Source organism: Duganella levis, from assembly GCF_009857605.1.
In the GTDB taxonomy this organism is placed as follows: domain Bacteria; phylum Pseudomonadota; class Gammaproteobacteria; order Burkholderiales; family Burkholderiaceae_D; genus Rugamonas; species Rugamonas levis.
Genome location: NZ_WWCT01000019.1, coordinates 70,028 through 94,920 on the forward strand (window position 1 = coordinate 70,028; position 24,893 = coordinate 94,920).

The 24,893-nt window shown below is 63.8% G+C and carries 24 protein-coding genes; 5 read left to right on the forward strand and 19 right to left on the reverse strand.

Annotated elements, in window-relative coordinates:
• Both GTP69_RS21275 and GTP69_RS21280 read right to left on the reverse strand, forming a co-directional pair.
• Entirely contained in the window at positions 1-909 is a 909-nt protein-coding gene (locus tag GTP69_RS21275) for a hypothetical protein (protein WP_161056727.1), read from the reverse strand.
• A gap of 96 nt (positions 910-1,005) precedes the next feature.
• Positions 1,006-1,551, reverse strand: coding sequence for a type 1 glutamine amidotransferase domain-containing protein (locus GTP69_RS21280; protein WP_161056728.1), 546 nt, complete (start codon positions 1,549-1,551; stop codon positions 1,006-1,008).
• Between the two features lie 97 nt (positions 1,552-1,648).
• Here GTP69_RS21280 and GTP69_RS21285 point away from each other — a divergent pair, with 97 nt between their 5' ends.
• The gene (locus GTP69_RS21285; RefSeq protein ID WP_161056729.1) at positions 1,649-2,374 is read left to right on the forward strand and encodes a substrate-binding periplasmic protein; all 726 of its coding nucleotides are present in this window, start codon (positions 1,649-1,651) and stop codon (positions 2,372-2,374) included.
• A gap of 3 nt (positions 2,375-2,377) precedes the next feature.
• Here the strand turns inward: GTP69_RS21285 and GTP69_RS21290 are convergent, their stop codons facing one another.
• From GTP69_RS21290 to GTP69_RS21300, 3 genes are read right to left on the reverse strand one after another with little or no spacing between them, the layout of a single operon-like run.
• Positions 2,378-3,970: a DHA2 family efflux MFS transporter permease subunit gene (locus GTP69_RS21290; protein ID WP_161056730.1), complete on the reverse strand. Its 1,593-nt coding sequence runs from the start codon at positions 3,968-3,970 to the stop codon at positions 2,378-2,380.
• The gene (locus GTP69_RS21295) at positions 3,967-5,022 is read right to left on the reverse strand and encodes an HlyD family secretion protein (protein ID WP_161056731.1); all 1,056 of its coding nucleotides are present in this window, start codon (positions 5,020-5,022) and stop codon (positions 3,967-3,969) included. The genes GTP69_RS21290 and GTP69_RS21295 overlap by 4 nt, the downstream gene beginning before the upstream one ends.
• Positions 5,019-5,537: a winged helix-turn-helix transcriptional regulator gene (locus GTP69_RS21300; protein WP_161056732.1), complete on the reverse strand. Its 519-nt coding sequence runs from the start codon at positions 5,535-5,537 to the stop codon at positions 5,019-5,021. The genes GTP69_RS21295 and GTP69_RS21300 overlap by 4 nt, the downstream gene beginning before the upstream one ends.
• 98 nt (positions 5,538-5,635) lie before the next feature.
• Here GTP69_RS21300 and GTP69_RS21305 point away from each other — a divergent pair, with 98 nt between their 5' ends.
• On the forward strand, positions 5,636-7,072 hold the full coding sequence (locus GTP69_RS21305; RefSeq protein ID WP_161056733.1) for an efflux transporter outer membrane subunit: 1,437 nt from the start codon (positions 5,636-5,638) through the stop codon (positions 7,070-7,072).
• Positions 7,073-7,079: 7 nt separating this feature from the next.
• On the opposite strand, the gene GTP69_RS21310 is transcribed toward GTP69_RS21305, so the two are convergent.
• The 9 genes from GTP69_RS21310 to GTP69_RS21350 form a co-directional block, all read right to left on the reverse strand.
• Positions 7,080-10,469, reverse strand: a complete 3,390-nt coding sequence (locus GTP69_RS21310; protein ID WP_161056734.1) for a DUF4214 domain-containing protein — start codon at positions 10,467-10,469, stop codon at positions 7,080-7,082.
• A gap of 75 nt (positions 10,470-10,544) precedes the next feature.
• Positions 10,545-11,816: an NAD(P)/FAD-dependent oxidoreductase gene (locus tag GTP69_RS21315; protein WP_161056735.1), complete on the reverse strand. Its 1,272-nt coding sequence runs from the start codon at positions 11,814-11,816 to the stop codon at positions 10,545-10,547.
• Positions 11,813-12,130, reverse strand: a complete 318-nt coding sequence (locus GTP69_RS21320; RefSeq protein WP_229261080.1) for a c-type cytochrome — start codon at positions 12,128-12,130, stop codon at positions 11,813-11,815. The genes GTP69_RS21315 and GTP69_RS21320 overlap by 4 nt, the downstream gene beginning before the upstream one ends.
• Positions 12,127-12,858: a sulfur oxidation c-type cytochrome SoxA gene (gene soxA / locus GTP69_RS21325; protein ID WP_161056736.1), complete on the reverse strand. Its 732-nt coding sequence runs from the start codon at positions 12,856-12,858 to the stop codon at positions 12,127-12,129. The genes GTP69_RS21320 and soxA overlap by 4 nt, the downstream gene beginning before the upstream one ends.
• Positions 12,855-13,181, reverse strand: a complete 327-nt coding sequence (soxZ, locus tag GTP69_RS21330; protein ID WP_161056737.1) for a thiosulfate oxidation carrier complex protein SoxZ — start codon at positions 13,179-13,181, stop codon at positions 12,855-12,857. Before soxZ ends, soxA begins: the two co-directional genes overlap by 4 nt.
• Complete coding sequence (locus GTP69_RS21335) at positions 13,181-13,630, reverse strand: SoxY-related AACIE arm protein (protein ID WP_161056738.1); 450 nt, start codon at positions 13,628-13,630, stop codon at positions 13,181-13,183. The genes soxZ and GTP69_RS21335 overlap by 1 nt, the downstream gene beginning before the upstream one ends.
• The gene (gene soxX, locus GTP69_RS21340; protein WP_161056739.1) at positions 13,627-14,070 is read right to left on the reverse strand and encodes a sulfur oxidation c-type cytochrome SoxX; all 444 of its coding nucleotides are present in this window, start codon (positions 14,068-14,070) and stop codon (positions 13,627-13,629) included. The genes GTP69_RS21335 and soxX overlap by 4 nt, the downstream gene beginning before the upstream one ends.
• 1 nt (position 14,071) lies before the next feature.
• Positions 14,072-16,270: a xanthine dehydrogenase family protein molybdopterin-binding subunit gene (locus tag GTP69_RS21345; protein ID WP_161056740.1), complete on the reverse strand. Its 2,199-nt coding sequence runs from the start codon at positions 16,268-16,270 to the stop codon at positions 14,072-14,074.
• Positions 16,267-16,770, reverse strand: coding sequence for a (2Fe-2S)-binding protein (locus tag GTP69_RS21350; RefSeq protein WP_161056741.1), 504 nt, complete (start codon positions 16,768-16,770; stop codon positions 16,267-16,269). The genes GTP69_RS21345 and GTP69_RS21350 overlap by 4 nt, the downstream gene beginning before the upstream one ends.
• A gap of 151 nt (positions 16,771-16,921) precedes the next feature.
• Between GTP69_RS21350 and GTP69_RS21355 the strand changes: the two genes are divergently transcribed.
• A complete protein-coding gene (locus GTP69_RS21355) occupies positions 16,922-17,530 on the forward strand; it encodes an OmpW/AlkL family protein (RefSeq protein WP_161056742.1) in 609 nt (202 codons plus the stop codon).
• A 60-nt stretch (positions 17,531-17,590) separates the two neighbouring features.
• Positions 17,591-18,016, forward strand: a complete 426-nt coding sequence (locus GTP69_RS21360) for a hypothetical protein (RefSeq protein ID WP_161056743.1) — start codon at positions 17,591-17,593, stop codon at positions 18,014-18,016.
• A gap of 66 nt (positions 18,017-18,082) precedes the next feature.
• Here the strand turns inward: GTP69_RS21360 and GTP69_RS21365 are convergent, their stop codons facing one another.
• Positions 18,083-19,720, reverse strand: a complete 1,638-nt coding sequence (locus tag GTP69_RS21365; protein WP_161056744.1) for a methyl-accepting chemotaxis protein — start codon at positions 19,718-19,720, stop codon at positions 18,083-18,085.
• Positions 19,721-19,855: 135 nt separating this feature from the next.
• The gene (locus tag GTP69_RS21370) at positions 19,856-20,143 is read right to left on the reverse strand and encodes a DUF4148 domain-containing protein (RefSeq protein WP_161056745.1); all 288 of its coding nucleotides are present in this window, start codon (positions 20,141-20,143) and stop codon (positions 19,856-19,858) included.
• Positions 20,144-20,324: 181 nt separating this feature from the next.
• On the opposite strand from GTP69_RS21370, the gene GTP69_RS21375 reads away from it, so the two are divergent.
• Positions 20,325-21,932, forward strand: a complete 1,608-nt coding sequence (locus GTP69_RS21375; RefSeq protein WP_161056746.1) for a M28 family peptidase — start codon at positions 20,325-20,327, stop codon at positions 21,930-21,932.
• 77 nt (positions 21,933-22,009) lie between these two features.
• Here GTP69_RS21375 and GTP69_RS21380 read toward each other — a convergent pair whose 3' ends face one another.
• The 3 genes from GTP69_RS21380 to nudC are packed head-to-tail and all read right to left on the reverse strand — an operon-like array spanning position 22,010 to position 24,765.
• Complete coding sequence (locus GTP69_RS21380; RefSeq protein WP_161056747.1) at positions 22,010-23,329, reverse strand: thioredoxin family protein; 1,320 nt, start codon at positions 23,327-23,329, stop codon at positions 22,010-22,012.
• 5 nt (positions 23,330-23,334) lie between these two features.
• Positions 23,335-23,895, reverse strand: coding sequence for a GTP cyclohydrolase I FolE (gene folE / locus GTP69_RS21385; RefSeq protein ID WP_110845758.1), 561 nt, complete (start codon positions 23,893-23,895; stop codon positions 23,335-23,337).
• Between the two features lie 54 nt (positions 23,896-23,949).
• On the reverse strand, positions 23,950-24,765 hold the full coding sequence (nudC, locus tag GTP69_RS21390; RefSeq protein ID WP_161056748.1) for an NAD(+) diphosphatase: 816 nt from the start codon (positions 24,763-24,765) through the stop codon (positions 23,950-23,952).
• Positions 24,766-24,893 lie beyond the last annotated feature (128 nt).

The following is a 24,893-nucleotide window of genomic DNA, read 5'->3' on the forward strand; positions in this document are numbered from 1 at the left end:
TTAACCGGTGATGCGCTCCCAGCCGTGCTTCACCGCGTCCTTGAATTTGTCCCAGCTGGACTGCGGCTGTTTGCTCTCCCACGTGGCGCGCAGCTCCGGTTCGACGTCGTTCCATTCCTTATCGCGGTAGCCCGGGTTGCCTTTCATCGATTCGCCATAGCGGTAAGCCGGGTCGAATTCCTGGAACGTGCCGCCGGTGTAGGTTTTCTCCCAGTGCGAGCGGAAGTAGTCGTCTTCATCCTGCTCGTTGCCGGTGAGGATGTTGAGTGTGTCCTGGTTAGGCTCGTTGCGCGGGTAGATGCGCATGCCGCTGCGCTGCACGGTGTTCTGGATGTCGGCCACCGCCGCTTCCGACGCCGCCGGCACGCTGCCGCTGCCCACTTCGCCGCGCTGCATGGCGCCCGGCGCCAGCACCACCTGTTCGGAACGCGCAAACACTACCGCGTCCTCGCGTGGACGGATGCCATGCTGCTCCGGCGCCGCTTGCTGCATGCCGACGCTGGTTTGCAGCGGGCCGGTGCCGCTGCGCAGCACGTCCGCACCCCAGCCGCTGGCGCGCCACATAGTTTCGTGTTCGTCGATGTCGATCGGATTGAAGTCCTCAATAATGTCGGCGGCGCGTTCGGCCGATTCCAGCGAGTGCGTGTCGAGCGACAGCACGGTATGGCCGCGGTTCAGCGCTTCGGCATACACGTGGCGGTCGGCGTGTTCGCGTCCCACCAGGCCGCTGAACATCTGCTTGACCTGGCCGAGGATGGACTCGTTGTCGTCAATGCGAGCGGTGCCGGCGACGCTGCCGGAATCGTGGATCTGGATGCCGTTGGCGTCGTAGCCATTGTGGACCAGTTCGTCCTTGGCCAGATTGGCCTCGGCGCGGGTTTCAAATACAGCTGCCAGAGTGTGGTTCATGATGATCTCCCTATGTTTAGGCGCATGAGCTCGATGTTCAAGCTAAGTCTACGACGAGCGGACGCCAATGAGCGCCCGTTTGCCGCGCAGAAATTGTCAGGCGGTCAGCGCCTGCTGGATGGCCTGGTTGAAGGCTGGAATGTCGTCCGGCTTGCGGCTGGTAATCAACTTGCCGTCAATCACCACCTGCTCTTCGCGCCAGTCGGCGCCGGCATTTTGCAGGTCGCGTTGCAGCGACGGCCAGCTGGTGATCTGCTTGCCCTTGACCAGCTCGGCATCGATCAGCGTCCACGGGCCGTGGCAGATGGCGGCGATCAGTTTGTCTTCACGGCCGAAGTCGCGGATGAACTTGATGGCGTCCTTCTCCAGGCGCAGCGCGTCCGGATTGGATACGCCGCCCGGCAGCACCAGCGCGTCGAAGTCGCCGGGGCGGGCGTCGCGCACGGTCAGCTCGACGGTAAATTTGTCGGCCGGATCGGCGTGGTTAAAGCCCTGTACCTGTTCGCCTTTGGCCTTGGGCGAAATCAGCGTTACCTTGGCGCCTTGCTGCTCCAGGAATTCGCGCGGGCCGGTGTACTCCACCTGTTCCACGCCGTCGGTCATCAGGACTGCGATGCGTTTGTCTTGCAATGCCTTGGTCATGAGTGTGCTCCATGCTTGTCATTGAGGAGTCACAGCGTGACACAGGCGCGCGCGCTTGCATGTGCGGGGTCCAACATACAGCCGCTATAATGGACTCATGCGCTTACCATCATGCCTCCTCCCCGCCGCCCTCTGGGCCCTGTGCGCCGGCGCTTATGCCGGTCCGGGTGAGCTGGTGATGCTGGCGCCTACCGATCAGGCCATGCCGATCGCGCGCTTCCAGAACGGCGCGGTGGCCGGCGGCATCGTCAAGGATTTCGGCGATGTGCTGGCGCAGCGCCTGGGCCGCCGCGCCGTCTACGTCAACGCCGACGGCCCGGAAGTCAAGCCGGCGCTCAGCAGCGGCCGCGCTGACGGCATGTGCTATGTGACACCGTTCTGGATCGACGGCGACTACCACTGGAGCGTGGCGCTGTTCCCGGACGCCGAAATGATCGCCGCCCGCGTCGACATGCCGCACCTGCGCTCCCTCAAAGACCTGCGCGACAAGCCGGTCGGCACGGTGATCGGCTACCGCTACCAGCGCGTGGAGCAGGTGCTGGGGCAGCACTTCCGTCGCGTCGACGCGCCCGACATGGAAGCCAACATCCAGCAGATGATCGCCGGTAAAGTGCCATACACGATGATCAGCGAGACCACGCTGAACTACCAGAACCGCATCAACCCCGGCATGAAGGTGCGCGGCGACCTGGTGTTTTCTGCCTACAAGGCGCAGTGCGCGTTCTCGCAAAAGTCGCAGGTACCGTTCAGCGAAATTTCGCGGGTGATCGACACGCTCATCAAGGATGGCAGTGTCGAGCAGATCCTGGCGCGCTACCGCTAAGCCTTAGTGCGCATCGGCTGACGGTGCTTTCGGCGGCGCGATCTTGCGCATCAGCGGCACCATCGCAAACGCCAGCACAAAGCACACCATCACACACAGGAACACATCGCCGAAGGTTTGCGTTTGCGCCTCGCGCAGCGTCAGCGTCCATAGCTGCCTCAAGGCGCCGGCTTGCGCGCTGCCGTTGTCCAGCCCCCACGCCAGCAGGTTGCTGCCGGCGCAGGACAGCATCTGTCCCATCGCCTCGTTACTGGCGTTGAGATGCTCGGCCAGCCGCTGGAAATGCAGGTTGGTGCGGTCGTTGATGATGGTGGCGCAGGCGGCGATGCCGATCGCGCCGCCCAGATTGCGCATCAGGTTAAACAGGCCGGAAGCCAGCTTCAAGCGATCCGGCGCCAGCCCGCCCAGCGTCAGCGTGACGGTCGGCGCGACGGCGAACTGCTGGCCCATACCGCGCAAGGCTTGCGGCAGCATCAGCTGGTCCGCGCCCCAGTCGTGGGTGATCGGTGCGAAGTTCCACATCGAGACGGCGAACATGGCCAGTCCCACCATCATCAGCCAGCGCAGGTCGACGCGATTGGCCAGCCACGAATACAGCGGGATCGACATGATCTGGAATATGCCGGTGGAGAACACGGCCAGGCCGATTTCCAGCGCGCTGAAACCGCGCACGCGGCCGAGGAACAGCGGCGTCAGATAAATCGTGGCGAAGATGCCGATGCCGGTGATGAAGGAAAAGAAGCAGCCCAGCGCGAAGTTGCGGTCCTTGAGTGCGCGCAGGTCGACGATGGGATGCGCATACGTCAGCGTGCGCCAGATGAAGCCAACGCCGGCCAGGCCGGAAATCCACGCGGTGGTGAGTATCACATGGTCGCCGAACCAGTCCAGGCGCGGGCCTTCTTCCAGCGTATATTCCAGGCAGCCGAGGAAGAGCGACATCAGCAAGATACCGAAGTAGTCGGCGTCCTTGATCAGGTTCAGGTTGGGCCGGTCGATCTTGACCAGCATCGGCACCACCACGGCCACAAATATCCCCGGCACCAGATTGATGAAGAACAGCCAGTGCCAGCTGAAATGGTCGGTGATCCAGCCGCCCACGGTGGGACCGAGCGTGGGCGCCAGCGAGGCCAGTGCGCCGACGGTGGCGGCAGCAATCACGCGCTGTTTCCCGGCGAAGAAGTAGAACGCGGTGGTGAATACCATCGGGATCATCGAGCCGCCGATAAAGCCTTGCAGCGCGCGAAAGGCGATCATGCTGTTGATGTCCCACGCCATGCCGCACAACATGCTGGCGACGGTGAAGCCGGCTGCCGATCCGGCAAACAGCCAGCGCGTGGAGAACACCCGCGACAGCCAGCCGGACATCGGGATGACGATGATTTCCGCGATCAGGTAGCTGGTTTGTACCCACACCGTTTCATCGGCGCCGGCCGACAGCCCGCCGCCGATGTCGCGCAGCGAGGCAGAGACGATCTGGATATCCAGCAGCGCGATGAACATGCCGACGCACATGGTGGCGAAGGCCAGCACCTTCCGGTTCATGGTCAGCTGCGGCGGCGCCCATGGTGCAGCGGCGGCAGGCATGGTGACACTCATTGCTGGCCGCCGGCGACGCGCACATCAATCTCCGCGTTGACCGACAGGCCGGGACGCAGCACACCCAGTCGACCATCCGCCTCGTCGAGCACAATCCGCACCGGCACGCGCTGGACGATCTTGGTAAAGTTGCCGGTGGCGTTCTCCGGCGGCAGCACGCTGAATTGCGCACCGGTGGCCGGCGCCAGGCTGGCCACCGTGCCATGGAATACGTGACCCGGCATCACATCCGCCACCACCGTCGCGCGCAGGCCCGGCTTGAAGCGCGCCAGCTGGCCTTCCTTGAAGTTGGCGTCCACCCACAAGCCCTGCGACGGTACGATGGCCAGCAGCTGGCTGCCCACCGTGGCATACGCACCTTCACGCGCGCGGCGGTTGCCGATCACGCCATCGATCGGCGCGCGCAGCACCGTGTATTCGAGATTCAGCCTGGCCAGGTCGCGCTCCGCGATGGCCTGTTCAAGCGCGGCCTGCGCCTGCTGCTTGCGCGTGCCGATGACGTCCAGCTCACGCTGCGCGGCGACCAACTGCGCCTTCGCTTTCTGATCGCCGGCCAGCGCCTGCTTGTATTCCGCATCGGCCTTCTGCGAACTTTGCAGCGACACGGCGGCCTTGGCGGACAGGTTCTGGTAGCGCGTCTGGTCATCGCGCGCCCGCGAGGTTTCGGCGCTGCTGGCGGAGACGCCTGCGCGGGCCTGGCCGATCACCGCGTCCTGCAACTGACGGGTGGCGTCCAGGTTGGCCAGCGACGCCTGCGCGGCCGCCACCACGCCTTCCGCCTTGGCCAGCGCGGCGCGGTAGTCGCGGTCATCCAGTCGCGCGATGACGTCGCCGACGTGCACCTGCTGATTGTCGCTGACTTCCAGCCGCGTGATGTAGCCGGCCACCTTGGGCGCGACCACCGTTACGTTGCCGCCGATGTAGGCGTCGTCGGTGTCTTCCACAAAGCGGCCGTTGCTCCACCAGTGATAACCGAAGCCCGCCACGCCGATGGCGACGGCGGCGATCACGACGCGCGTGATCAGGCGTTTGCGGTTTGGTGCGGTGCTCATGCTGGTTCTCCGGAAGTGGCGGCGGCGCGGCGTTCGGCGGCGCGCTGCATGCGCAGGTGGGTGGATTCGGTGGCAGCCGGGCCGGCGGCGGTGAAATGGCGCGCGCGGTCGATGGGGATGCCGGTGTTGGCGTCCACCAGCACCGGATCGGCTTCCGCCCCGGTCACGCTGTCGCGCAGGATGATGGTCTTGCCTTCCGGCGCGAAGTGCTTGTTGCCCCACGCGAGCATGGCCAGCATCACCGGACGGAAATCGCGACCGGCTTCGGTCAGCACATATTCGTCGCGCGGCGGTTTGTCGGAATAGCGGCGGCGCTCCAGCAGGCCGGATTCCACCAGGTCGTTCAGGCGGCGGGTCAGCATATTGGGCGCGATGCCCAGGCTTTTCTTGAAGCCGTCAAAGCGCGTCTCGCCGTAGAAGCATTCGCGCAGGATCATGATGCTCCACCACTCGCCCACCCGGTCCAGGCTGCGCGCGATTGGACATGGCATGGCGCTCAGATTCGTCTTCAGCATGATTTTGGTCCTTTAAAATTTATTGATTGCGATCATCATGAAAACAAGCATATACTTGTTAGTATCAACTTGCAACAGACTTTTTAAGGGAGTGCAAAATGGACAAGACAATTTGGCTGGCCAGAGCCGGCCTGCTGGCCTTGACCGCGCTGGCGGGATGCGCGACCGGGCCGGCGTACCAGCGGCCGGACGCGCCGCTGGCGGCGGCCTATCATTCGGCCGATGCGCTGGCCGGGCGCGCAACGACGCTGCCGGCGCCGGCGCTGGACGCGTGGTGGGATGGTTTCGACGATCCGGCCTTGCAGCGCATCGTGGCACGGGTGCTGGCGCAGAATCTGGACCTGGCGGCAGCGATGGCGCGGGTAGATCAGGCGCGGGCGGCGGCGCGCATGGCCGATGCACGGCTACTGCCGGAAGGTTCGCTCACAGCCAGCGCCGCGCATCAGCGGCAGTCGGTGAATAGCCCGATCGGCAAGATCGCCAGCAGCTTCCCTGGTTATAACCGTGAGCAGTCCTTGTATGACGCCGGACTTGGCGCCAGCTGGGAGCTGGATGTGGCGGGTGGCTTGCAGCATGGCGCGCAGGCGGCCGGCGCGGAGGCGCAGGCGGCGGAGGCGGATCGTCTCGGCGTGCGTGTGTCAGTAACGGCGGAAGCGGCGGATGCTTACTTCCGCGTGCGTGGCGCGCAGCGGCGCATCGCGCTGGCGCAGGAGCAGATCGCCACCAATGGTCGTCTGCTGGAGCTGGTGCGACTGCGATTGGCGGATGGTCTGGCGTCCAGCCGCGAGGCGGCGCAGGCAGAGGCGCTGGTGGCACAAGCCCGCGCCACCGTGCCGCCACTGCGCATCGAGCTGGAAGTGCAGCTGAACCGGCTGGATGTGCTGATGGGCGCTGCGCCGGGCACTTACGCAGCCGAACTGCCGGCACCCGCATTGCCTGAAATGCGCGTGCCGGCCATCTCGCTGTCGCAAGGGCCGGCGGATCTGCTGCGCCGGCGGCCGGACGTGATTGCGGCGGAGCGCCGCTTGGCTGCATCCAATGCGCAAATCGGCGCGGCGATGGCGGAATACTATCCCAAGGTGACGCTGTCCGCCCTGCTGGGCCTCAGCAGCCTTGGTACCACAGGTCTGCTGACCGCAGCTTCGCTGCAACCGCAAGCCGCCGCCGGCCTGCGCTGGCGGCTATTTGACTTCGGCCGCATCGACGCCGACGTCGCTCGCGCCAAGGGCGCCAATGCCGAAGCACTGGCCGCCTACCGCAAAGCCGTGCTGCATGCTGCCGAAGATGTGGAAAACGCCGTCGTCACGCTCACGCAACTGGAAGACCAGCACACGGAACTGGCGCAGGAAGTGGATGCCCATGCGCGCGCACGCGACGCGTCGGAACTGGCCTACAAAGGCGGCGCCGTCAGCCTGTACGAGGTGCTGGAAGAACAGCGCCAGCTACTGACCTCACGCGACCAGATGGCGCGCGTGAACGCGGACAACGCCCGCGCCGCCGTCGCCACCTTCCGCGCGGCGGGCGGCGGCTGGTAGCGCCGGCTTAGCCGTAAGGCGTGTAGGCAAAGCCGTTGCCAATCACCTGGGCGACGGCCGCCTGGTTTTCCGCACTTTCGCTGAAAGCGGTCAGCAGCTCGGCACGCGTGGTGTCGCTCTGCAGGTGCGACAACCAGAAACTGTTACCTTCGGCGTCAGGCGCGCGCCCCAGCACGTTCTGGTACATCAGCTTGACCAAGTCGGCATCGCTGGTCGCGCTGCCATAGGTGCGGGCAAATTCCGGGCTGGTGAGGAAGAGGCTGGCCACCTCCTTCAAGCTCATGCCGTGGTCCATTTGCGTGATCCAGAAGCCCAGCCCTTCCTGGTCTGGTGCGCGGTTGAAGGCACTCTTGTACAAGCGATAAGCCTGGCCGCCGATGCCGTCGGTATCGAGCGCATACCCGCCGTCGCTGAACAGCAGGCGCTCGACGCCGGCCAGCTTGTCACCGGTGGCGCTGCGGTAGTCCCTGACCACCGCGCTGCCATCACTGCCGCGGGAAATGTTGAAGGAACTGCGGGAGGAAGCGTAATACACGGTGTCGGTACCGGCGCCGCCATCCAGGGTCAGGCCGTTGCCGCTGCCGATCAGGTAATCATTGCCGTTGGTCCCGGCGCTGACCGGCTTGGTGGTGGTGAACGAGAAGCTTTGCGACCCGGCGCTATTGCCAGCCAGGTCCACCACGATGCCCTGCGGCAGGTTGACGGTGTAGGTCATGCCCGGCATCAGCGTGGCGCGCGGGTCGACCGTCAGCGTGTTGCCGGCCACCGTGGCCAGCAGCGGGCCGTTGGCGCCCTGCACCACCGCGCCATAGCCGTCGGTCAGCGTGACGCCGCTGCCGAGCATGATGGTTTCATCGAAGGTCAGCGAGAATGTCGGCTTCAGCCCGATGTCGGTGGCGCCGGCCGCGATGCTGCTCGACAGCAGTTTCGGACCGGTCGTGTCGAGGTTGGCCTGGACTTCCACCACCGTGTAGCTGCCGGTACTGCCGGCCTGTCCGCTGCCGCGCACATCGAGGTAATAGTCGCCGCTGGTGGCGGCCCAATACTGAAGCCGCGGGTCGCTGCCGTGGCTGGCGTCAGGGAGGCTGGAATAGGCCAGGCTGTTGCCGTTGGCTGCCAACAGGGTCATGCTGGCGGCGCTGCCATACAGAATGCCGGTGTCCAGCGTGCCGCCGCCGCTCTTGTTGCCTTTCAGGTCGAACACATAGCTGCGGCCGGCGTCCAGGTGGACCCTGATCCAGTCATGGTCGTCGGCCACGCCGATCACGCCGTGCAGCGGCGCGGCCGGGGTGAGCATGGCGGTAGTCTTGGTGTCGGCGCTGAAGTCGTCGATCCCCATCGACCTGGCCACCAGCGTATAGGCGCCGCTCCAGTTGTAGGCGGACGAGGCCGACACGCCCACGTAATAATCGCCGCTCGCGCTGGCTTCAAACAGGCGCACCACCTTGTCGCTGCTGCTGACATAACGGACGTTGAGGTAGCCCGGTCCGCTGACATCGAGGTTGAGCGCATAGTAGTTAGTGCCGGTTTGCGGCGTCAGTTCCACTGAATAGGTCATGCCGGCGACGACACTCAGTTTGAACATGTCCTTGTCCGTCGTCAGTTCCAGTTCGCCCTTGACCACGCTGTCCGGCGCCATCGCGGCGGCATGCGCCTGGTCATTGCCATAGTCGTCGGCCTTGCCCAGCTGGGCCTTGACCGTATAGCTGCCGCTAGAGTTGGTGGAACCGACTTCCACGTAATACGTGCCCTTGGTGGTCGGGGTAAACGGGACGGTGATGCCGGTGCCATAGCTATAGTTCGAGGTGCCGGCCACCTGGTTGCCGTTGCTGTCGAGCAGCTTGAACGACACGTAGCTGGACGAATTCAGCGTGCCGCCGCCCTCGGCGGCGCCGTCCAGCTTGAACCAATAATAGCCGCCGGCATTGAGCGACACGGCAAACCAGTCGCGGTCGCCACCACTTTCAATCACGCCCTTGGTGGCGCCGCCGATGTTGAGGCGGCCGGCGGTGCCGCTATTGGCGCTGAAGTCGTCCGTGGCCGCGCTGGCGGTCAGCGTAAAGGCGGTGTTGCTGTTGCTCGCATAGTAGTTGGTCTGGGACAGATAATAAGTGCCGTCCTTGCCGGGCGTGTAGCTGTAGCTGGTATTCGTGTTGCCGTAGCCCAGGCTGGCCAACTGCTGGCCGTTGGCATCCAGCAGCAGGCTGTTGATGCTGTAGCCCGCTGGGGCGTCGCTGGTCAGATCAAATTTATAGGTGACGCCTGCTTTCAGGTCAACCTTCAACATATCGATATCGCGCGCACCTTGCAGCAGACCGTTGACCGCACTTCCCAGCGTCAGGGCGGTGGCGGTAGCCTGGGTATTGCCATAATCGTCGAGTTCGCCAGCAGAGGCGGCCAGCACGTAAGACTGCACGACGGTACCGCTGACGCCGATGCCGTATACGCCGCTTACCGTGGCCTGGTAGCGCAGGGTAATGCTGCCATCGCTCGCCGTGCTGCCGGTATTCCCATAGTCATAGGCACCGGAAGGCAGATACACGTTCAGCGAGGGCGCCCCGGCGGCAGTGCCGTGCGGCTTCAAGGTCAGCGTGTAAATATTGCCGGCCTCCAGGCTGATCTTGAAACGGTCGGCATCGGAATAATAGTCGATGCTGCCGCTGATCTGGCCGCCGGCGGATAGCTCGGCGGAACTGGTATTGTCGTTGGCGTAGTCGTCGGCGATGATTTGCATGGTCTGGCTGTAGGCGCCGGTGCGCCCGCCGGCGCTGACGGCCAGGTAATAGTCGCCACTGGTGGTGGCGACGAACGGCGACTGACCGACCGAGGTCTGGTAATTGCCATTGGCGTCGTACACCACCGGGGTATAGTAAGACGCATTCGCCAGGACGCCGGCGCCGGTAAAACCGACGACCTGGCCGGCATCGGCGTGGAATTTGAACCAGTCGACATCATCGAGACGCTCGAAGACGCCGGAGACCGCCACACCGTTGGTCAGGCTGGCCGTGGTTTGCACATCGGCGCGGTAGTCGTCCGCAGCAGGCGTGACTGCTTTGACGGTGTAACCACCCGTGTAGTAGCTGCGCATGCTGAAAAAATAGGTGCCGCTGCTCTGTGCGGTGAACTGCCCCACGGCTCCCGTGGCGCTACTATAGGTTGAGATGTACGACCCCACGTTCCCTTGGGCATCGTACATCGATAAGTCAATGTTGCTGAAATTGCTCAGCGCACTGCTGCTGTTTGCATTGCCGGCGACGGAGAACAGATAGGTGGTGCCGGCCGTCAGCGAGATCTTGAACCAGTCGGTATCGTAATTGGTTTCCACCACGCCGGTGGTGCTGCCGCCGACTGTCAGTTTGCCAGTGGTAATGATGCTCGCGCTGTAGTCGTCGGCCATAGTGTTTTGATAAGTTAACTTTTACATAGATTTACCTATATTACCAAATTGCCGTTTAGAAAAACTATCAAATAGTCACGCGCCGCCCAATGTGTCCGCCCAGATATTGCGTGCCCAGTTCAGCGCGTATGCGCCTTCCAGCGGGCTGGCGGCGCTGGAGACGCCACCGGAACCGGGTACCACCAGCAGCGTTTTCCTCTCGGCGTTGTAGACGTGGACTGAGGCGACATGGATCACATCCTGGTCGGAGACGAAGCTGTAGCAGGTGTTGGTCAGCACCGGTTGCGTATCCGGCGCGCGGCCGCTGAGCAGGTCCACCACCGCCGCAGCACATACCTTGGCGTGCTGGTTGGCCATGTGTGCGGACTTGGGCATCAGCGGCGCCACGGCGATGGCGTCGCCCAGCACGTGGATGTTTTTGCTTTGCGTCGATTCGAAGCTGAGGAAGTCGACGCCGCACCAGCGCGCGTTGACGTTGGCCAGGCCGCTCTGCGCGGCGATGCTGCCGGCGCGCTGCGGCGGGATCACGTTCAGCACATCGGCCTGCACCTTGTCGCCCAGTTCGGAGATGGCGGTGCGGCTGGCGGCGTCAATGTCGGCGGTGCGGAACGAGGGGCGGTAGTCGATGATGCCGCTGTAGCGTTCCTTCCATACTTTTTTGAACAGCGGGCCTTTGGAGACCACGTCGTCGTTGGCATCGAGGATCAGGACTTTGGATTTCGGCTTGTGACGGCTGAAGTAGAAGGCGATTTGCGAGGCACGTTCGTAGGGACCGGGCGGGCAGCGGTATGGCGCCGGCGGGATGGTCATGGCGTAGACACCGCCGTCCGGCATCGCTTCCAGCTGCGCGCGCAGGGCGACGGTTTGCGCTCCGGCTTTCCAGGCGTGCAGGATGGTGTCCTGCGCACCCGGTTTCAGCATGCCGGGCAACTGATCCCACATGAAGTCGACGCCGGGCGAGACGATCAGGCGATCGTAGCTCAGCGATTGGCCGCCGGCCAGCGCCAGCGTGCGTTTGTCGGCGTTGATTCCTGTAACGCTGTCGCGGATGATGCGCACGCCCTGCTTGTCGGCCAGCGCATTGATCGACATGGTCAAATCGCCGATCTGCTTTGAGCCGCCCAACACGAGGTTGGACAACGGGCAGGAAATGAACTGCGCGTTCGGTTCGATCAGCGTGACGTCGATGCTGTTGTCGCTCCACAGGCGGATGTAGCGGGCGGCCGTGGCGCCGCCGTAGCCGCCGCCGATGACCACTACTTGCGGCTTGGCCTGGCCGGTGATGGTGGTGCAGCCAGCGAGGAAGGCGCTGGCGCCGGCGGCGTGCAGAAATTGGCGGCGCTTCATTTGGCGGCTCCCGGTTTTTGCACGGCGAAGTAGGCTGCCAGCAGATCGAGTTGTTCGTCGCTGTAGCCTTTGGCGATCTGCATCATGATGGTGGAGGCGCGCTGACCGGTCTTGAAGGCATGCAGGCTGGCCGACAGGGCTTGCTGCGGCTGGCCGGCGAGGCGCGGCAGCGTGCTGCCGTGGGTATCGCCGTTGGTGCCATGGCAGGCGGCGCAGGCGGCGGCGAGTCGCGCGCCGGCGGAGATAGTTGGCGCAGCGGCCGCCGTTACACTGGCTGTGGCCAGTAAGGCGATAAGCATAAGCTTCAATGTCATGGTCTTACTCCCGGCGATTCCATTTTCATTCCCTGGTCCCGAACCGCGAGCCAGGCCTCCAGTTCCGTCAACTCCTGCGCGCCAAACGGCGGCACTTCGGCGCGCACGCCACTCATGCAGTTGCGTAGCCGGCGCTGTAGCGATCCCATGGCCTGCCACTCCAGGCGGTAGATCGGATACGCCGCCGCATGCGCCTGCGGAATCGTGCTGGCCGCCAGACGCTTGCCCCACTGCTGGTCATGGCATTGCGCGCACGACAAATTCAGCTGCCCGATGCGCTGGTTGTACAGTTGCAGTCCACGCGCAGCGGCGGCGCGGGTACTGGCATCCTGCGGCGGCGTCACCGGCATGCCGCGCGACTGCATCGCCAGATAGGCCTCCAGCGCCAGCAGCTCTTCGCTTTCCAAACGCAGTGGCGCGACATGCAGCTTGCGCTCGCGGCACAGGTTAATGCGCTGGCTCAGGTTGACCACTTTGCCACTCGCCGCATCAAACGCTGGAAAGCGCGCCGCCACGCCGCGCATGCTGCTGCGCGCATCGCCATGGCACTTGACGCACGACTTGTTCCACTCCGCCTCGCCGTTGGCGACCCACAGCATGGCGGGATTCTGCGCATCATCGCGCTGCATGGCTTGCGTGGCGGCGCTCATGAATTCCGCACCGGAGCGACGGTCGTCCGCAGCCAGTGCCGATGCAGCTACCAGCGCCAACGCCAGTAAGCACTTCATGATGCGCTCACCGTCAGGTTCATTTTCTCCGTGTGGGCAAAGCCGTTGTCGCCCTCCCACGTGAATTCCAGCGTTCCACTGTCCGTCGCCACGGTGGAGAAGGCGATATACGGATTGGCCGATATGGCCTGATGCAGCTCTGCGCCGAACACCTGTTCGCCGTTGTAGCGGCATGCGAACTTGCGGATGATGTCCCGCGCTAGCAGTTTGCCGTCCGCGCCGACGCGGTAGCCGGTTTCCATTGGATGGCCGATCAGCGCGCGGATTTCGATGATCTCGCCGCGCTTTGCGCTGGCCGGCATGTGAATCAGGGCGCGGGCCATCAGGGCGCCTCGCCTTCCACACACGCCGCCAGTGCGACGATGACTTCCACGCCCTGCGACCAGCAACTGCCGTCGCTCATGCGCGCTACGGCCATCAAGCGCTGCGAGGTGGCGAGGCGGATGCGGGTGGAGACTTCGGCCTTGCCGGCGCGCGGGCCTAGCGTGAACACCACTACGTCCGTCTGCGGATTGCGCTCGGTGAAGATGCCAATGGCGCTGACATGGTCTGCAGCGCTCATCGGGCTGTCCACCGAGATGGTGACCGGAACCGCGTTGCCGTTGTCGATCAGTTGGGCGATGTCGAACTTCACCTTGCCCGTTTGCGGTTTGGCGCCGCCGGTGAAGCTGTTGATGGCGGCGGCCATCTCCGCCGGCGTGGCGGATGCGGGGCGGACTAGCGCCAGCATGGTGAGGCCGGCGCCGGCGGCCAGCAGGTCGCGGCGCTTCATGATGCGGGCTCCTTGAGTGTTTGCAGCCAGGCCACCACGTCTTCGATCTGCTGTGCGGTCAGGATGGTTTTTCCTTGGTAGCTGGCGGCCACGCGGGTCAGGCCGTCGGTCTTGTAGTAGGCGGGCATGATGGTGGCGGGATTGATATGGCTTGCATCCACGATGCGCAGGCGCAGTTGCGCGGCGGTCCAGCGTTGGCCGGCCCATTGCAGGTCGGGAGCGAGGTTGCCTTGAAAGCGTTCTTCAGGAATGGGGCCGGAGTGGCACAGCAGGCATAGGCCGAGCTGGCGGTTGGCGACGATGGCGCGGCCGCGTGCCGCGTCGCCCGTCACAGCGCCGGGCAGCGGGGATGCGATGCCGTCATCGGCGAAGGCGGCGCAGGGCAGCAGCGCGGCCAGGGCCAGCGCCCTCGCTACCCTGCTGCTGCCGCGCGCCCTCATGCTAAGCCTTCTTCACCAGGCTGTGGTTCTTCAACGGCAGATCGCGCACGCGCTTGCCGGTGGCGGCGAAGATGGCGTTCAGCACCGCTGGCGCGGCCACCGCAATCGTCGGCTCGCCCACGCCGCCCCAGAAGCCGCCGGACGGCATGATGATCGACTCCACCTTCGGCATCTCGTCCAGCTTCATCACCTGATAGGTGTCGAAGTTGGACTGCTCCATCTGCCCATCCTTGAGCGTGCACTCGCCGTACAAGGCGGCGGACAGCCCATACACAAACGAGCCCTCCACCTGCGCTTCGATCTGCTGCGGATTAACTGCATATCCCGGATCGGTCGCCGCAACGATGCGCAGGATCTTGACCTTGCCCGTCTTGCGGTCCACCGACACCTCGGCACAGGCGGCGACATAACTGCCGAAGCCCATGGTCTGCGCCAGCCCGCGATACACGCCCTTCGGCGCCGGCTTGTTCCAGCCGATCTTCTCGGCCACCGCATTCAGTACCGCCAGATGCTTCGGATGTTCCGCCATCAGCTTGCGGCGGAAGGCCAGCGGGTCCTGTTTGGTCGCGTGGGCCAGTTCGTCCATGAAGCATTCGAGGTAAATTGTATTCTGATTCAGGTTCACGCCGCGCCAGAAGCCCGCCGGCACCGGCGGATTGCGCATCGCATGATCCACCAGCAGGTGCGGGAAGCTGTAGCCGATCGACGCTTCCGGCCCCGGCGCATTCAAGCCCTGGAACACCACAGGGTCTTTGCCATCCTTCAGCGTGGAACCCAACGACGCCAGGATCGACTGGCCGGCAATGCGCATATGCAGCGCCGTCACATTGCCCTTGTCATCCAGCCCCGCCGTCAGCTTGCACTGCGTGATCGGGTGATAGCGACCGTGCAGCATGTCTTCCTCGCGCGTCCAGATCAACTTGATCGGCGTGCCGGGGAACTCCTTGGCGATCTTCACCGTCTGCGTCACCCAATCATGCGTGGCGCCGCGCCGGCCAAAGCCGCCGCCCAGATGCATCTTGTAGACGTCGCACTTGGCGGCAGGCAGGCCGGCTGCTTCGGCGGTGGCGGCCAGTGCGGCCTCGCCGTTTTGCGTCGGTGTCCATACCTCGCAACGCTCCGGCGTCCAGATCGCGGTGGCGTTCATGGTCTCCATCGTCGCGTGATTCAGCCAAGGGAAAGAATACACCGCCTCGATCTTGCGCTTGGAGGAGGCGATGGTCGCCTTGGCGTCGCCGTTCGCATTGCCGACCACCGCCTCCGGCGCATCCAGCGCGGCCTTCAGCGTGGCGGCGATGTCCTTGCTGGACAGCTTGGCGTTCGGTCCCTTGTCCCACTCGATGGTGACTGCATCCAGCGCGGACTTGGCGCGCCACCACGTATCGGCCACCACCACCACGGCGGTGTCGCCCAGCTTGAAGATCTTCTTCACGCCCGGACGTTTCTCGGCAGCGGCGGCGTCAAAGCTCTTCACCGTACCGCCGAATACCGGGCAGTCCTTGATGGCGGCGTTCAGCATGCCGGGCAGCTTGATGTCCATGCCGTAGATCTGCGCGCCGGTGGTCTTGTCCACCGTATCGAGACGCGCCAGGCGCTTGCCGGCCAGCTTCCAGTCCTTCGGATCTTTCAGCGCCACTTCCGTCGGCGGCGTCAGTTTGGCGGCGGCATCGGCCACCTTGCCGTAGCTGATGGTGCGGCCGGTCGGCTTGTGCGTGATCACACTGGCTGCGGCCACACAGTCGGACGCCGGCACCTTCCACGCATCGGCTGCGGCTTGTACCAGCATGGTGCGGGCGATGGCGCCGCCCTTGCGCACATAGTCGTGCGACTCGCGCACTCCGCGGCTGCCGCCGGTGGAGAAGCTGCCCCACACGCGCTTGCGCGCCAGGTTCTGTCCCGGCGATGGGTATTCGGTGGTGACCTTGCTCCAGTCGGCGTCCAGTTCTTCCGCCACCAACTGCGCGAGGCCGGTCAGCGTGCCCTGCCCCATCTCGGAACGGGCGATGCGGATCACGATGCTGTCATCTGGCTTGATCACCACCCAGGCGTTGACTTCCGGCGTGGCGTGGGATGCGCCCTTGGCGATCGGCGTCTGCTCCGCCGCCATCGCATCGAACGGAATATGGAAGGCGACCACCAGGCCGCCAGCCATCTTCATGAAGCTGCGACGCGAGGTGCCAGCAAAATGCGGCGCGTTCATGCCTTGCTCCCTGCGATGCGTTCAATCGCCAGGCCGGCGCTGGCCGGATCGCCGCCGCGCACCGCCACGTGGATCGCCTTGCGCACGCGGTTGTAGGTGCCACATCGGCAGATATTGGTCATCGCCGCATCGATATCGGCGTCGGTACATTTGGGCTTGTCGCGCACCAGCGCGGCGGCGGCCATGATCATGCCGGACTGGCAGAAGCCGCACTGCGGCACATCCAGCGCCGCCCATGCTTTCTGAATCGGATGCGAACCGTCGGCCGACAGGCCTTCGATGGTGGTGATCTTCTGCGCGGCGGTGACCGCCGATGCCGGATAGACGCAGCTGCGCACTGCCTGTCCATCGATATGCACGGTGCAGGCGCCGCACTGCGCGACACCGCAGCCGTACTTGGTGCCGGTCAATCCGAGCTGTTCGCGGATCACCCACAGCAGCGGCGTATCGTCCTCCGCTTCGTATTGCATGACTGCGCCGTTGACGTTGAGCTTTGCCATCCAAGTCTCCTGTTTAGAGGTTGCCAAAATCGGTCGCTGGTCATACTACCACCGTTTCACAGTCGGATATTTTTGACTTGGATCAATGTTTTTACTGCACCGCATCAATAGACTTCCTCACGTTACTTAACGACAAAAAGAGGGAAGTAAAATGAGTAAGTCCGTAGCAGCAGTATTGGCAGCCCTGACCCTGATGACCGGCAACGCGATGGCCCAAGAAAGCCCGTGGCTGGTGCGCGTGCGCGCGGTCCACATCGACACCGCCGACAAATCGGATCCCGTTGGCGGCGTCGGCGCCTCCGACCGCATCCACGTCAGCAACAAGACCATTCCGGAAGTCGACATCTCGTACTTCTTCACCAAGAACATCGCCACCGAGCTGATTCTGACCTATCCGCAAAAACACGACGTCTCGCTGGACGGCGCCAACATCGGCACCATCAAACACCTGCCGCCGACGCTGACGGTGCAGTACCACTTCCTGCCGGACGCCACCTTCCGTCCGTACGTGGGCGCGGGCGTGAACTACACCACCTTCTCCGGCGTGAACCTGCTGGGCGGCGCGGGCAGCCTGGAACATGACAGCTTCGGCCTGGCGCTGCAAGCGGGCGCCGATGTGGCGATCGACAAGAACTGGTCGATCAACTTCGACATCAAGAAAGTGCAGATCCGCAGCGACGTGATGATCAGCGGCGCCAAGGCCAGCCGCGTGAAAGTGGACCCGGTGCTGTTAGGCGTGGGTATCGGCTACCGCTTCTGATCGGGTCGTCAGGTGGGGCGGCTATAATGGGGTAAATCGATAGCCACCCACGGAAAGCCCATGCGCAAGATCCTGTTCCTCCTGATGCCGCTGCTGCTGGCGGCATGCGTTGACGACAGCGCCTCGTACTACGCGGACGGCCCGGTCGGCAACCATGCACTGACGATTCATCGGGCGCAGAAGCACTTCTGGAGCAAGGACAGCCGGGTGGAATTGATCATGCAGCGCCTGCCCGACTGCCTGCGCCGCATCGAACTGACCGAGATGCCGGCCGATGAAGTGGAAATCGAACTGCTGTCCGCCGGCGACAACGTCTGGACGCTGCGCGCCGGACAAGAGATGTGGCAGGTAGAAACGCAAACCTGCACCTTGTACGCCGACGTCAAAGGCGACGGCGGCGAGTTGATGGGCGTATTCCGCGACGATGGCGGCAAGTTCGTCTACGAAGCCGCCGTCGTAGAAACCGTCCCTGCCGATACCAAATAAATCCGGGGTCAGGTCCGGCACTTGGACACGAGCTCATGTCCAAGTGCCGGACCTGACCCCGGAGTTTTAGCGCACCAGCGCCATCTGGCGTTTGACTGGACGCGGCGCCGGGCGGGCTGCTGGCTTGCTGGCGGCCGGTGCCGAATACTGTGCATCCCCATTCAGCTTGAAGCGCGCCACCAGCGTGGCCAGCATCGCCGCCTGCTCCTGCATGCTGCCGGCCGCTGCTGCCGCCTGCTCCACCAGCGCGGCATTCTGCTGCGTCACCGAATCCATCTCCGTGATCGCCATGTTGACGTGGCCAATGCCCGTGCTCTGCTCACTCGACGCATCGGTAATCGCCGACATGATCTGCGTTACCCGCGACACGCTGGTCACCACCTGGTCCATCGTGGTCCCCGCCTCCGCCACCAGCGCGCTGCCGGCGCCGATACTGTCCACCGACGCGTTGATCAGTTCCTTGATTTCCTTGGCCGCCGCCGCCGACCGCTGCGCCAGGTTGCGCACCTCGGACGCCACCACCGCAAAGCCACGGCCCTGCTCACCCGCGCGCGCCGCTTCCACCGCCGCATTCAAGGCCAGGATGTTGGTCTGGAAGGCGATCCCGTCAATCACGCTGATGATGTCGACAATCCGGCGCGACGAGTCATTGATGGTATCCATGGTCTGCACCACCTGCGACACCACCCTGCCGCCGCGCTCGGCCACTTCCGAGGCCGACTGCACCAGCTTGTTGGCCTGCACCGCGTTGTCGGCGTTCTGGGTGACGGTCGAAGTCAATTCTTCCATCGACGCGGCCGTCTCTTCCAGCGAGCTGGCCTGCGATTCGGTGCGCGCCGACAAGTCCATATTGCCGGACGCGATTTCGCTGGAGGCGGTGGCGATGGTGTCGGCGCTGCGGCGGATTTCGCCGATGGTCTCGGCCAAACGCTGCTGCATTACCTTGACGGAATACAGGATGCTGCTGTTGTCAGCCTCATGCACCTTGACCACCACGCTGAGATCGCCATCGGCAATCTGCTGCGTCACCTCGCCAACATACTCCGGCGCGCCGCCGATGGTGTGGCGCAGGCTCTTGTTGACCAGGCTGACAATCACCCACAGCACCGCACACACCGCCAGCAGCCAGCCGGCCGATTTCAGCAGCGAGGCCTGGAAGGCGGCGTCGATATCATCCATGTAGACACCGGTGGTCAGATCCCAGTTCCACGGCCCGTAATGCACCACGCGGCTCATCTTCGGCACCGGCTCGGCCGAGCCCGGACGCGACCAGTAGTAATTGACGAAGCCGCCGCCTTCCGGCTGTGCGCCGGCCGCCGCGATGGCGCGATAGACGTAGGTGCCTTTCGGATCTTTCAGATCGACCAGGTCCTTGTTATTGTTTTCCGGCTTGATGGGGTGCATCAGAGACATGGTGCCGCTGCTGATGGTGAAGTAGCCATCCTTGGCGTAGCGCAGGTTTTTGATGGTGTCCATCGCCTGCTTCTGCGCGTCTTCTTTGCTGAGCGTGCCAGCAGCGGCCTTGTCGCCGAACTGCTTGACGATATTGAGCGCCATGTCGTCGACATTGCGCAGGTCGCTGCTGCGTTCCTCGATCCGCACGTTGCGGGTTTGAATGGTTTCAAACAGGAAGATCGCGGTGATGCACAGCAGACTGCAGACCAGCGGTACCCACAATTTCTGCTGAAAGGACAACTTGTTCATGGGGAGTGTCTCCTATTGTCTTATGGAAACTAGAATACCCCCAAAGCTCCTTGCAGCGTGCAACAAATTTAATTCTTGTGGTTTATCCGCAAATACAACCGGACTCGGCTTTTGGCGCCGAGCCCGGCTTGTTAACTAGTGGGCAGTGTTGCCTTGTGCGGCTGGCTTGGCGGCCAGTTGCGCTTTCACTGCAGCGCTTTTGGCGCGCGGCGCCATGTAGGCGACGTCCTGATAGGCTTCATTGGTATCCAGCAGACCGGCCTTGCGGGCAGCCAGGGTCTCGGCTTTGACCTGGGCGCGGGTCAGCGTGCTTTTGCCGCCATTGAGGAAGGTCTGGTCGAAGCTGGCTTCATTGGTGTCGGCGGCGAAGGTGCTGCCGGCGGCCAGCAGGGCAACGGCAGCGAAGAGGGCTTTGGTGTTCATGGTGATGCTCCTGAAAGGAAGGTCGATGGAGTCATCTTAGTATTAAAAATTCCGATTAAAAAGCGCGATTATCTGCTTGGAATGATTCGTTTATCCAATCTATCCCTGCCACTAGAAATGTGTCCGCAAGCAACAAAAATGTGTCAGAATGGTGGCTTAATATTAACAATCGTTCATCCATATGAAATCGCTCCTGTCGACCACGCTTTTGGCCCTGTGTGCGTGCGAGGTCCACGCCACGGCATTGCCGAAAATCGACGGCGCGGGGCTGCTGGAACAAATCACCACGCTCGCTTCGGATGAATTCGAAGGCCGCGCACCCGGCACCCAGGGCGAAACCCTGACCATCGACTATTTGCAGCAGCAGTTCAAGCAGCTCGGCCTGGAGCCGGGCAATGCGGACGGCACCTATCTGCAAACCGTGCCGCTGGTCGGCATCTCCAGCCACCCGACGCTGAGCTACACCGGCAAGGACGGCAAGCCGATCCAGTTGCGCTTCGGCGACGACTACATCGCCTGGACCGCGCGCGCCGACAAGCAGCTGGACGTGGCCAATTCCGAGCTGGTGTTTGTCGGCTACGGCATCCAGGCGCCGGAATTCAAATGGGACGACTACAAGGGCGCGGACCTGAAGGGCAAGACGCTGATCATGCTGATCAACGACCCGCCGATCCCCGATCCCAGGCATCCCAAGCTGCTCGACCCGGCCATGTTCGGCGGCAATGCACTGACCTGGTATGGCCGCTGGAACTACAAGTTCGAGATGGCGGCCAGGCAGGGCGCGGCGGCGGCGCTGATCGTGCACGACAACAAGACCGCCGGCTACCCGTATGAATTCGTCGTCAATAGCTGGGGCCGCGAAAACTTCGCGCTGAAGAGCAAGACGCCGGATGCCGGCTACCCGGCCATTCCGGGCTGGCTGCAACACGAGCGCGCGGGCGAGCTGTTCAAGGCGGCCGGGCTGGACTTCCAGCAGCTCAAGGACCAGGCGCAGTCGCGCGGCTTCAAGCCGGTGCCGTTGGGCATCAAGATCAACCTGTCAACGCTGAATGCCACGCGCGACGTCACCTCGCACAACGTGGTGGCGCGCATCACCGGTTCCGATCCGCTGCTGAAGAATGAAGTGGTGATCTACAGCGCGCACTGGGACCACTTCGGCATCGACGAAAGCCTGCCCGGACCGCGTACCCAGCAAATCTTCCACGGCGCGGTGGACAACGCCAGCGGCGTGGCGGCGCTGCTGCAAATTGCGCGCGCCTACAAAGCGCTGCCGACGGCGCCCAAGCGCACCATCCTGTTCGTGGCGACCACGGCGCAAGAACGCGGACTGCTGGGCGCGCAATACTATGTGCGCCATCCGCTGGTCCCGATCGGCAAGACCATCCTCAACATCAACATCGACGGCCTGAACATGTGGGGCCGCACCCGCGATGTCGAGCTGAGCGGCATGGGCAAATCGACGGCGGACGATCTGGTGGCGGCGGCTGCGGCCAGGCAGGGCCGCGTGGTCAAGCCCGACAGCAACATCAGCTACGGCAGCTACTATCGTGGCGACCAGTTGGAATTCGCGCGCGCCGGCGTGCCGACCATCTACCTGCGCAGCAGCGCCAGCAAGCTGTTGAACTACACCGCGCACCAGTTCCACACCGTGCACGACACCGTGCAGCCAAACTGGAACATGAGCGGCGCAGTGGACGACATCACCCTGCTGTTCCAGGCCGGCTACCAGGCCGCGCAAGGCAAAGACCAGCCCAAGTGGAAAGACGGCGCCGAGTTCCAGCGCCGTTAATCCGGCGTCAAATTCGGGGTCAGGTCCGGCATTTGGACACGAACTCATGTCCAAGTGCCGGACCTGACCCCGGATTTTTAAAGGGCGGCGGCGAGGGTGGCCGTGTGGGGACCGGCGGGGATGCTGGCCAGTTTCGGCGCCAGCTTGTGTAGCTGGCTGAGGTTGCGCTGCTGGTGGGCGTCGGCGCCGGCCGCGCGCACGTCGGCCAGCAGGCCTTGCGCGGCTTGTTCGATGCGGGCGCTGTCTTGCGGCGCCAGGTCGATCAGGCTGTTCAGATAGGTCACGCCCCATTGCAGCCGCGTTGCTGCGCCTACCGATGCCTGCCACGCTTTGCCATACCAGTCCAGCATGCCCGCGACGTCGTTGCGGCGCTTGGCGCTGGCCGCCAGACTCAACATGAAGTAATACGGTGAATGCGAACGCGGCAATTCCGCCAGCAGCACTTGCTCGGCCTGCGCCGGCAAGCCGGCATCGTTCAACGCACTCACTGCGGTGTTGACCAGCGTGTGACGTTCGTAGGGGTCGGTCGATTCGGCCAGGGCTTCTTCCACCCGTTCAAGGATCTGCTCCTGCAAGCCCTGCGTCGGCGCCAGCAGGCGCGCCAAGCGCATTTGCAGGCGCACCGCCATCAACCGGTCCGGTGCGTTGAGCCAGAAGTCGTCGGCCCATTGCGCCGCTACGCTGCCCAACGCGGCCGCCAGTTCTTCCCGCCGGCTGGCGATCTTGATCAGATTCAGGCCGCTGTTGTTGAAGATGTCCATGTTGGAACGCGCCAGCCGTGCATCGGCCAGCACCGTCAGCAGGAAAGCCGCGTCGACGCTGCCGGCCGCCAGTTGCGCGTGCAGTTGCAAGCGCACCGCCGCATCCGGATTGGTACTGGCTGTTGCCAGTGCGGCCAGGGTCGGCGCCAGTGCGCGCGTACCCAGCAGTTTGCCTTCGTCGGTGTCCCACGAATAGTGGCTCAGCAGCGACCACTCGTCGGCACTCAGTGGACGCAATGCGCTCAACGCCGCGTCCAGCGCCGCCGCTGCCGATGAGCCGGCCGCATGCACGGCCAGCGCGGCGTCGAAGGCGGTCACGAACAGTTCGCCATCAAGTTCGCACGGCAGGCGCGTGATTTCGTCGCCGTCCGGCGCATACAGCACCAGCGTCGGATAGCTGCGCAGCTGATACTGCGCGGCCAGCGTCTGCGCGCCGGCGCTGTCGCCATTGAGGTGATAGCACAGCACGCCAGCAGCGCGCGAGGCGAACTCAGTCCGCGCAAAGATATCGGATTTAACCCGGTTGCACGGCGGGCACCACACGGCGCCCCAGTACAGGAACAACGGGCGTTGCTGCGCCTTGGCCAGCGCAAAAGCGGCGTCGAGGCCGCTGTTCAGCCACTCCAACGTCGCCATCGCGCTCAGTCCCGCGCCAGCGCCAGGAATTCAGTGCGCATCGCCAGGTTGGGCTGCAATTCGCCCAGCATGGCCGAGGTCACCGTTTCTTCGCCCGGCGTGCGGATGCCGCGGCTTTCCATGCACAGGTGACGGCATTTGACGATCACGCCCACCGCCTTCGGCTCCAGCACTTCCAGCAGCGCGTTGGCGATTTGCATGGTCATGCGTTCCTGCACTTGCAGGCGCTTGGCGAAGCAGTCGACCAGCCGGGTCAGCTTGGACAGGCCGACGATCTTGCCGTTCGGGATGTAGCCAATGGTGGCCTTGCCGAAGAACGGCGCCAGGTGGTGCTCGCAGTGGCTGTACACCGGAATGTTGCGCACGATGATGAATTCGTTGTACTGCTCGGCGCCGTCTTCAAACGCCTTCAGCAGCGTGACCGGGTCCTGGCCGTAGCCCGAGGTCCAGTGTTTCCACGCCTTGGTCACGCGGGCCGGGGTTTCCAGCAGGCCAGGACGATCAGGGTCTTCGCCAATGCTGGCAATCAGGCGGCGCCAGTCGTTTTCCGTAAATTCTTGAGACATGATGAAACACCTTTTTTCTAAATTGCCCGACAGTATACAGAAAATGGCCGGGCCTTACCGGGGCCGGTGGGCGTCGATCAGGCGCGCGGCGATTGAGACCTTGACCGGCAGATCCGGCCAGTCGTCGCCCGCGCCGAACCAGCGCGCCTCGGCGATTTCGCTTTGGTCGACGCGGATCTCGCCGTCCAGGTAGTCGGCCGTGTAGGCAATCATCAGCGAATGCGGGAACGGCCACGACTGGCTGCCGAAGTATTGCAGGTTGTGGACCTTGAGGCCGACTTCCTCGAACACTTCGCGGTGGATGGCTTCCTCGACCGACTCGCCGGCCTCGACGAAGCCGGCCAGCGCCGTGTAGCGTTTGTAGGGCGAGTTGGTGTGCATCGCCAGCAGCACCTGGTCGCCCTTGCGCACCAGCACCATCATGGCCGGCGAGATGCGCGGATAGGCGCTGTGGCCGCAGTGTGGACACTTGTAGCAGCGCTCGCCCGCCAGCAGCTGCATCGGGGTCGCGCAGACGCCGCAGTAGCGATGGGTGCGGGCCCACTCCACCAGCTGGAAGGCGCGCCCGGCCAGGCCGAGGAAGCCGTCGTCCAGCACGCCGAACAGCGAGCGCAGGCCGTGGTAGCCGAACTCCGCGCCCGGCAGCAGCGGCTCGTCCAGCCATGCCGCCTGGTAATAACGGCCTTCCCACACGCCCAGCGGATGGATGCGTTCCGGCGCCAGCGGCAGCCCGGCCAGCTCATCCGCCGCCGGCAAGCCCATGATGTTGTTGCGCAAAAGCAACTCACCACGGTGGAAGACAAAGGTCACAGGCTGGTCGTGTTGTTGCGGCCGGATAACAGGCTGAAATGTGGCGGGAGTTTGCAGCATGGCAGGGAGAATAAAGGTTTAATGCGAAACAGCATCTTACAGTGTTTCCTGATTAGTTATTTTGCACGCCGAAATTTATGACCGCGCGATGACAAGATGAGCGCTAAGTCATTGTTTTCAGACCAAGA

What these genes read in the sequence shown, in the direction of transcription:
- GTP69_RS21275 (WP_161056727.1), bottom strand. Translation starts at nt 909, where the DNA reads ATGAACCACACTCTGGCAGCTGTATTTGAAACCCGCGCCGAGGCCAAT.
- GTP69_RS21280 (WP_161056728.1), bottom strand. Translation starts at nt 1,551, where the DNA reads ATGACCAAGGCATTGCAAGACAAACGCATCGCAGTCCTGATGACCGAC.
- GTP69_RS21285 (WP_161056729.1), top strand. Translation starts at nt 1,649, where the DNA reads ATGCGCTTACCATCATGCCTCCTCCCCGCCGCCCTCTGGGCCCTGTGC.
- GTP69_RS21290 (WP_161056730.1), bottom strand. Translation starts at nt 3,970, where the DNA reads ATGAGTGTCACCATGCCTGCCGCCGCTGCACCATGGGCGCCGCCGCAG.
- GTP69_RS21295 (WP_161056731.1), bottom strand. Translation starts at nt 5,022, where the DNA reads ATGAGCACCGCACCAAACCGCAAACGCCTGATCACGCGCGTCGTGATC.
- GTP69_RS21300 (WP_161056732.1), bottom strand. Translation starts at nt 5,537, where the DNA reads ATGCTGAAGACGAATCTGAGCGCCATGCCATGTCCAATCGCGCGCAGC.
- GTP69_RS21305 (WP_161056733.1), top strand. Translation starts at nt 5,636, where the DNA reads ATGGACAAGACAATTTGGCTGGCCAGAGCCGGCCTGCTGGCCTTGACC.
- GTP69_RS21310 (WP_161056734.1), bottom strand. Translation starts at nt 10,469, where the DNA reads ATGGCCGACGACTACAGCGCGAGCATCATTACCACTGGCAAACTGACA.
- GTP69_RS21315 (WP_161056735.1), bottom strand. Translation starts at nt 11,816, where the DNA reads ATGAAGCGCCGCCAATTTCTGCACGCCGCCGGCGCCAGCGCCTTCCTC.
- GTP69_RS21320 (WP_229261080.1), bottom strand. Translation starts at nt 12,130, where the DNA reads ATGACATTGAAGCTTATGCTTATCGCCTTACTGGCCACAGCCAGTGTA.
- soxA (WP_161056736.1), bottom strand. Translation starts at nt 12,858, where the DNA reads ATGAAGTGCTTACTGGCGTTGGCGCTGGTAGCTGCATCGGCACTGGCT.
- soxZ (WP_161056737.1), bottom strand. Translation starts at nt 13,181, where the DNA reads ATGGCCCGCGCCCTGATTCACATGCCGGCCAGCGCAAAGCGCGGCGAG.
- GTP69_RS21335 (WP_161056738.1), bottom strand. Translation starts at nt 13,630, where the DNA reads ATGAAGCGCCGCGACCTGCTGGCCGCCGGCGCCGGCCTCACCATGCTG.
- soxX (WP_161056739.1), bottom strand. Translation starts at nt 14,070, where the DNA reads ATGAGGGCGCGCGGCAGCAGCAGGGTAGCGAGGGCGCTGGCCCTGGCC.
- GTP69_RS21345 (WP_161056740.1), bottom strand. Translation starts at nt 16,270, where the DNA reads ATGAACGCGCCGCATTTTGCTGGCACCTCGCGTCGCAGCTTCATGAAG.
- GTP69_RS21350 (WP_161056741.1), bottom strand. Translation starts at nt 16,770, where the DNA reads ATGGCAAAGCTCAACGTCAACGGCGCAGTCATGCAATACGAAGCGGAG.
- GTP69_RS21355 (WP_161056742.1), top strand. Translation starts at nt 16,922, where the DNA reads ATGAGTAAGTCCGTAGCAGCAGTATTGGCAGCCCTGACCCTGATGACC.
- GTP69_RS21360 (WP_161056743.1), top strand. Translation starts at nt 17,591, where the DNA reads ATGCGCAAGATCCTGTTCCTCCTGATGCCGCTGCTGCTGGCGGCATGC.
- GTP69_RS21365 (WP_161056744.1), bottom strand. Translation starts at nt 19,720, where the DNA reads ATGAACAAGTTGTCCTTTCAGCAGAAATTGTGGGTACCGCTGGTCTGC.
- GTP69_RS21370 (WP_161056745.1), bottom strand. Translation starts at nt 20,143, where the DNA reads ATGAACACCAAAGCCCTCTTCGCTGCCGTTGCCCTGCTGGCCGCCGGC.
- GTP69_RS21375 (WP_161056746.1), top strand. Translation starts at nt 20,325, where the DNA reads ATGAAATCGCTCCTGTCGACCACGCTTTTGGCCCTGTGTGCGTGCGAG.
- GTP69_RS21380 (WP_161056747.1), bottom strand. Translation starts at nt 23,329, where the DNA reads ATGGCGACGTTGGAGTGGCTGAACAGCGGCCTCGACGCCGCTTTTGCG.
- folE (WP_110845758.1), bottom strand. Translation starts at nt 23,895, where the DNA reads ATGTCTCAAGAATTTACGGAAAACGACTGGCGCCGCCTGATTGCCAGC.
- nudC (WP_161056748.1), bottom strand. Translation starts at nt 24,765, where the DNA reads ATGCTGCAAACTCCCGCCACATTTCAGCCTGTTATCCGGCCGCAACAA.